The sequence below is a fragment of the Desulfocurvus sp. genome, assembly GCF_023230885.1.
Taxonomy (GTDB): Bacteria; Desulfobacterota; Desulfovibrionia; order Desulfovibrionales; family Desulfovibrionaceae; genus Desulfocurvus.
The window spans coordinates 1-5,623 of record NZ_JALNWM010000216.1; the positions used below are offsets into that span (position 1 = coordinate 1).

Sequence of the window (5,623 nt, forward strand, 5' to 3'; positions counted from 1 at the left end):
ACCGCCACGCAATCTGGGCGCCATCATTCTCAATTCCGACGGAAGCGTGAAGGATGTGACGCTCGGCGAGCCGATGGGCCTGCGCGGCGGCGTGGCGCAACCGGGGATGGAAATGCAGGCGCCCGCATCCCCGGCCACGGACGAGACGACTGTGGCGGCGCTGCCGGAAACGGCAAATCCGGAAGAACTCTACGGCAATTCCTACGAGTTCATCCTTTCCGGCGATTATGCGACGGCGGAAGCGGGTTTCCGCAGGCATGTCGAGCAATTCCCCGCGGATCCGCGCACGGCCGACGCCCGCTACTGGCTGGGCGAAACCTACTACCACGAAGGCGACGACGCCCAGGCCATCGTCGCCTTCAAGGCCGTGTACCAACAGTATCCGCGCCACCCCAAGGCCGCCGCCGCGCTGCTCAAGATCGGCTACGCCTACCAGCGCCTGGGCGACGCGGCCAACGCCCGCTTCTACCTCCAGGCCCTGGTCCAGGACCATCCGGATTCCGAGCCTGCGGCCCTGGCGCGCAAGCGCCTGGAATCCCTGCGTTAGACCGCCGCGCCATGCACGAGGACCGGCTTTCGGAACTGCGGGCCTGCCTGGCCCTGCGCCATAGCCCGGGCATCGGCCCGCACACATGGCGCGGGCTGCTGGAGCACTACGGCTGCGCCCGCGAGGCCGTGGCCGACGCCCGCTCGTGGCGGGGCCTGGGCCTTGTGCGCGCCGACGCCGTGCGGCCCTTCCTCGCCCGCGCCTGGGAGCCCGGCGCGGCCCGCGAGCTGGAACGCGCCCTGGATCTGGGCCTCCGGCCGCTGGCCTGGGCCGACCCGGACTATCCCGCCCTGCTGCGCGCCATCCCCGACCCCCCGGTCCTGCTCTATTGCCGGGGCGACCTGCGCCTGCTGCGCGGCCCGGCCGTGGCCATCGTGGGCTCGCGCAAGTACGCCCCCGAGGGCATGCTCGCGGCCTCGCGCATCGGGCGCGAGCTGTCCGCCGCCGGGGTCACGGTGGTCTCGGGCCTGGCCTGGGGCATCGACCGCGAGGCGCACCTCGCCGGGCTCACGGGGCCGGGATCGTCCGTGGCCGTGCTGGGCACGGGGCTGGACCGCGTCTACCCCTCGCGCAATGTGGACGTGTTCAAACGCCTGGGCGAACAGGGGCTGCTGGTCACGGAGTTCGCGCCCGGCACGGGCCCCGAGGCGGGCAATTTCCCGGTGCGCAACCGCATCGTCAGCGGACTGTCCCTGGGCGTGGTCGTGGCCCAGGCGGCCGCGCGCAGCGGCTCGCGCATCACGGCCCGGCTGGCCCTGGAGCAGGGCCGCGAGGTCTACGTCTATCCCGGGCCCGAGGGCATGCCGGATTTCGAGGGCTGCCGGGCCCTGGCCGAGGAGGGCGCCCTGCCCGTGGCCGGGGCCGAGGCCATCCTGGCCGACCTGGCCCCGCGCCTGCGCCTGGCCCTGGAGCGGCGGGACACCCCGGCGCGCCCCCCGGCGGGCCGCGCCCGCCACCTGACCCTGGACCCGGACGCCCTGCGCCCCGCCCCCCGGCCCGCCCAGCGCGCCGAGGCCCCGGCCCCCGGGCCCGCCCCCCGGCGCACGAGGCCCGGGGCGCCCCGCGCGACCCCGCCCGCCCCCCCGGCGGCCGCCGCGCCCGGCGGGCCTGGAGCAGGGGCAGGTGTTGCCCCTTGTCGCCCCCCGGCGGCCCCTGCGCCCGGCGGGCCCGGCGTGTCCGTGTCCGGGGCGCCAGGCGCTCACGCCCCCGGCGCTTTTGCATCCGGGACGTGCGGGAGCCCCGCTCCCGGGGCTCCCGGCGCGCGCCCCCTGCCGGAAGACGCCGACCAGCGCGCCGTTGTTCTGGCCCTGGCCGGGGACAGGCGCCTGCACATCGACGCCCTGGGCCGCGAGCTGGGCTGGGACGCCGCGCGCCTCTCGCGCGTACTGCTCATGCTCGAAATCGGCGGACAGGTTCGCCAGTGGCCGGGAATGCAGTACAGCCTCGCTTGACTTTTTTGGCGCTTGTCATGCTTGGCATGACGCGGCCTGGAGTTTGCACCGCCGGGTGACAGGGCCCGAGACGGGCAGTATTGTCCCGCCCGTGCCGTGCGCGTGCCCGCGCCGCCCGCGTCCGTCGCCCCTGCCCGTCGCCGTCCGCGTTGTGCGCGCCCCGGGGCGGGATGCGGGGATGGGCCTGGAGCGCGCCCGTCGCCCGGCCGGGCCTTGCGCGTTGCCCGTGTTGGCGCGTCCGGCGTCCGGCCGTCGCCCCGTCGCCCGGGCAGGCGCCCCCCCGGGAGGGGCTGTCGCCGGGCTTGGAAAGCGGCTGCGGATTGGTTACACTCAAGCCCCCAGGAGATTCCGCTTCATGCAACGCATTCCCGTCAAGCTCGCCCGGCCCGGCATGGTCCTGGCCAAGCCCGTGCTCCGCGAAAACGGCATGGTCCTGCTGGCCGAGGGCACGGAACTGTCCGAGGCCGCCGTGCAGCGCCTGGCGGGCATGGGGGTGGACAGCATCGTCGTCGAGGGCCACCCGGTGGACCTGGAGGGTCTGGCCGGGGGCACCAGCCACGCCGCCCGCGCCGCCCGCATGGACCACCTCTTCCGCCGCCACGGCGATGACCCCTGGATGATGCAGCTCAAAAAGGTGTTCAAGGGCTATTTCACCATGAAGGCCGCGGCCCAGGCCGAGGCCGAGCGCGCCGAACGTGAAGCCCGCGAGGCCGCCGCCCGCGCCGAGCGCGAGGCCCGCGACGCGGCCCTGCGCGAAACCCCGGACCCCGCCCCCGGCGAGGAGGGCCGCTAGCATGGCCGAAGACCTGCGCACCCAGCGCAAGGGGCAGATCCTGGCCGTCAAGGATCTGCCGACCCTGCCCCCCGTCCTCGACCAGGTCTCCCGCCTGGTGGAGGACCCCGACTCCTCCACCGATCAGATCGCCAAGGTCATCGGCATGGACCAGGTGCTTTCGGCCAAGATCCTCAAGATGGTCAATTCGCCCATCTACGGCTTCCCCGGGCGCATCTCCTCCATCCAGCACGCCCTGGTGCTCCTGGGGTTCAACGTCATCCGCGGCGTGATCATCTCCACCTCGGTCTTCGACGTGATGAACACGTCCATGGCCGGGCTGTGGGAACACAGCATCGGCGCCGCCACCGCCGCGCGCACCATCGCCGAGCGCGCGGGCTTCAAGGAGCCCGAGGAGTTCGCCGTGGCCGGGCTGCTGCACGACCTGGGCAAGGTCGTGGCCGCCGTGCAGATGCAGGGCCTGCGCGAGGAGCTGGGCGCCCTGGTGGACCGGGAGGACCTGACCTATTTCGAGGCCGAGCGCCGTGTGCTCGGCTTTTCCCACGACATGATCGGCTCCTGGCTCGCCGGGCACTGGAACCTGCCCGTGAACATCAAGGACGCCCTGTCGCACCACCACAAGCCGCTGCTGGCCCGCTTCTATCCGCAATACGCCAGCGTGGCCCACGTCGCCGATTTCTGCGTGCGCCTTCTGGAGTTCGGCGACGGCGGCGACCAGGGCGTGCCCCGGCTGGACAAGGGCGCCCTCAAGCTCCTTGGCATCGACGGGCGCGGCCTGCTGGCCTGCGTCCAGGAGCTGGACAACCGGCTGGTGGACGTGGCCGGGTTCACCTTCGGCGGCACAGCGTGACCGAGAACGCCCCCGCCCGCGAACTCCAGGTCTTCCTGGTCAGCCCCGACGCCGACCTGCGCGACATGCTCGAGGGCCTCAGTCTGCCCTTCGAGGCCCGCTGGCATTTCTTCGATTCCCCCGGCGCCGCCGTGGACCGGCTGCTCAACGCCCCGCCGGACCTGCTCCTGGTGGACGGCCCGGACGGCGGGGACGCCCCGGCCCTGGACGGGCGGCGGCTGGTGGAGATGGTCAAGGGCGAGAACGTCTACCGCAGCACGCCGGTCATCCTCGTGCTGGACCCCGAGGCCCTGGACCTCGGGCCGGACTGGACCCGCGTGCAGGCCGACGATTTCCTGCTGCGCCAGCCGGGCCTGCCCGTGCCAGGCGCGCCGGGCGCCGGGCTTCCCGGCCTGGCGGCCCTGCCCCTGGACCCCGTGGAGGCCGCCGCGCGCATCGCCCTGACCGTGGCGCGCGCCCGGCGCACCCAGGACACCAACCCCCTGACCCTGCTGCCCGGCAACACGAGCATCATGCAGGCCGTGCAGGCGCGCATCGACGCCCGCGAGCTCTTTGCCCTGGGCTACGCCGACCTCGATCATTTCAAGGCATTCAACGACAAGTACGGCTTCGCCCGGGGCGACGAGGTGCTGCGCATGGCCGCGCGCCTGCTGGTGAACACCGTGCGCCAGGCCGCCGAGGCCACCGGGTTCGTCGGCCATGTGGGCGGCGACGATTTCGTCTTCGCCGTGCCCGCCGCCGTGGCCCGGCCCGTGTGCGAGCGTTTCATCGCCGCCTTCGATGCCATCGTCCCCGGCTTCTACGACGCCGACGACCGCGCCCGCGGCGCCATCGCCTCCCGGGATCGTGGCGGCAACCCCTGCACCTTCCCGCTCATGGCCGTGTCCATCGCCGTGGTCGTCAACCACGACGCCAAGCTCGTCCACTACGGCGAGGCGTCGTCCATCGCCTCGGAGCTCAAGAAGCGCGCCAAGGCCACCCCCGGGAGCAGTTATGTCCTGGACCGCCGCCGGACCTGACCCGGCCCTGCCCGACGTGGCCCTGGCCTTCCTCGGGCACCTGGACGTGGAAAAGGGCTACAGCCCCGCGACCGTCGAGGCCTACGGCCGCGACCTCGCGCAGTTCGAGGACTTCCTCGCCGCCCACGGCGCCGGGCTGGGCGACCCCGCCGCCCTGACCCGCGACCATGTGCGCGGCTTCATGGCCGACCTGCACCGGCGCGGCACCGGCAAGGCTTCCGTGGCCCGCAAGCTCTCCACCCTGCGCTCCTTTTTCAAGTACCTGGCCCGCGCCGGGCTCGTCGGCGCCGACCCCACCGCCGGGGTGCGCAACCCCAAGCAGGAATCCCGCCACCCCCGGGCCCTCAACGTGGACCAGGCCCTGGCCCTCATGGAGGCCCAGACCGGCGAGGACCCCCGGGCCCTGCGCGACATGGCCCTGGCCGAACTGCTCTACGGCTCGGGCCTGCGCATCAGCGAGGCCCTGGGCCTGGACGTGGACGATTTCGACCCGGGCTCCGGCGTGGTGCGCGTGATGGGCAAGGGGGCCAAGGAGCGCCTGGCCCCGCTGTCCGACGCCGGGCGCGAACGGCTGGCGCGCTACCTGCGCGCGCGCGGCGAATTCACCGCCAGCCTGGCCGAGAAGGCGCTCTTCCTTGGCGTGCGCGGGGCGCGGATGCAGCGCCGCCAGGCCTGCCGCATCCTCGACAAGCTCGCCGCCCTGGCCGGGCTGCCCCAGGGCGTGCATCCGCACATGCTGCGCCATAGCTTCGCCACCCATCTGTTGGAATCCGGCGCCGACCTGCGCAGTGTCCAGGAACTGCTGGGCCACGCCCGCCTGACCACCACCCAGCGCTACACGCACCTGAGCGTCGACAAGCTCGTGCGCGCCTACGACAGCGCCCACCCCAAGGCCCGCGCCAAAGGCCGCAAGGGCCCGGGAAACAAGGACGCATAGCCCCGCCCCGCGTGTTCCGGCCCCCG

Annotated in this window: 6 protein-coding genes; all 6 read left to right on the forward strand. The window is 73.3% G+C overall.

Translation table 11 applies throughout. From position 1 onward, the window contains the following. Positions 1 to 46: 46 nt before the first annotated feature. The 6 genes from ybgF to M0P34_RS13300 all read left to right on the forward strand — a co-directional run bounded on the left by ybgF (position 47) and on the right by M0P34_RS13300 (position 5,597). Positions 47 to 547, forward strand: coding sequence for a tol-pal system protein YbgF (gene ybgF, locus M0P34_RS13275; protein WP_291499931.1), 501 nt, complete (start codon positions 47 to 49; stop codon positions 545 to 547). 11 nt (positions 548 to 558) lie between these two features. Further along, positions 559 to 1,998 (forward strand): DNA-processing protein DprA, encoded by a 1,440-nt coding sequence (gene dprA / locus M0P34_RS13280; RefSeq protein ID WP_291499933.1) that lies wholly within the window; start codon positions 559 to 561, stop codon positions 1,996 to 1,998. 355 nt (positions 1,999 to 2,353) lie between these two features. Next, complete coding sequence (locus M0P34_RS13285) at positions 2,354 to 2,791, forward strand: hypothetical protein (protein ID WP_291499935.1); 438 nt, start codon at positions 2,354 to 2,356, stop codon at positions 2,789 to 2,791. Between the two features lies 1 nt (position 2,792). Further along, complete coding sequence (locus tag M0P34_RS13290; protein WP_291499937.1) at positions 2,793 to 3,641, forward strand: HDOD domain-containing protein; 849 nt, start codon at positions 2,793 to 2,795, stop codon at positions 3,639 to 3,641. Continuing rightward, positions 3,638 to 4,660, forward strand: a complete 1,023-nt coding sequence (locus tag M0P34_RS13295; RefSeq protein ID WP_291499939.1) for a diguanylate cyclase — start codon at positions 3,638 to 3,640, stop codon at positions 4,658 to 4,660. Before M0P34_RS13290 ends, M0P34_RS13295 begins: the two co-directional genes overlap by 4 nt. After that, positions 4,635 to 5,597 (forward strand): tyrosine recombinase XerC, encoded by a 963-nt coding sequence (locus M0P34_RS13300; RefSeq protein ID WP_291499941.1) that lies wholly within the window; start codon positions 4,635 to 4,637, stop codon positions 5,595 to 5,597. The genes M0P34_RS13295 and M0P34_RS13300 overlap by 26 nt, the downstream gene beginning before the upstream one ends. The last annotated feature ends 26 nt before the right edge of the window (positions 5,598 to 5,623 follow it).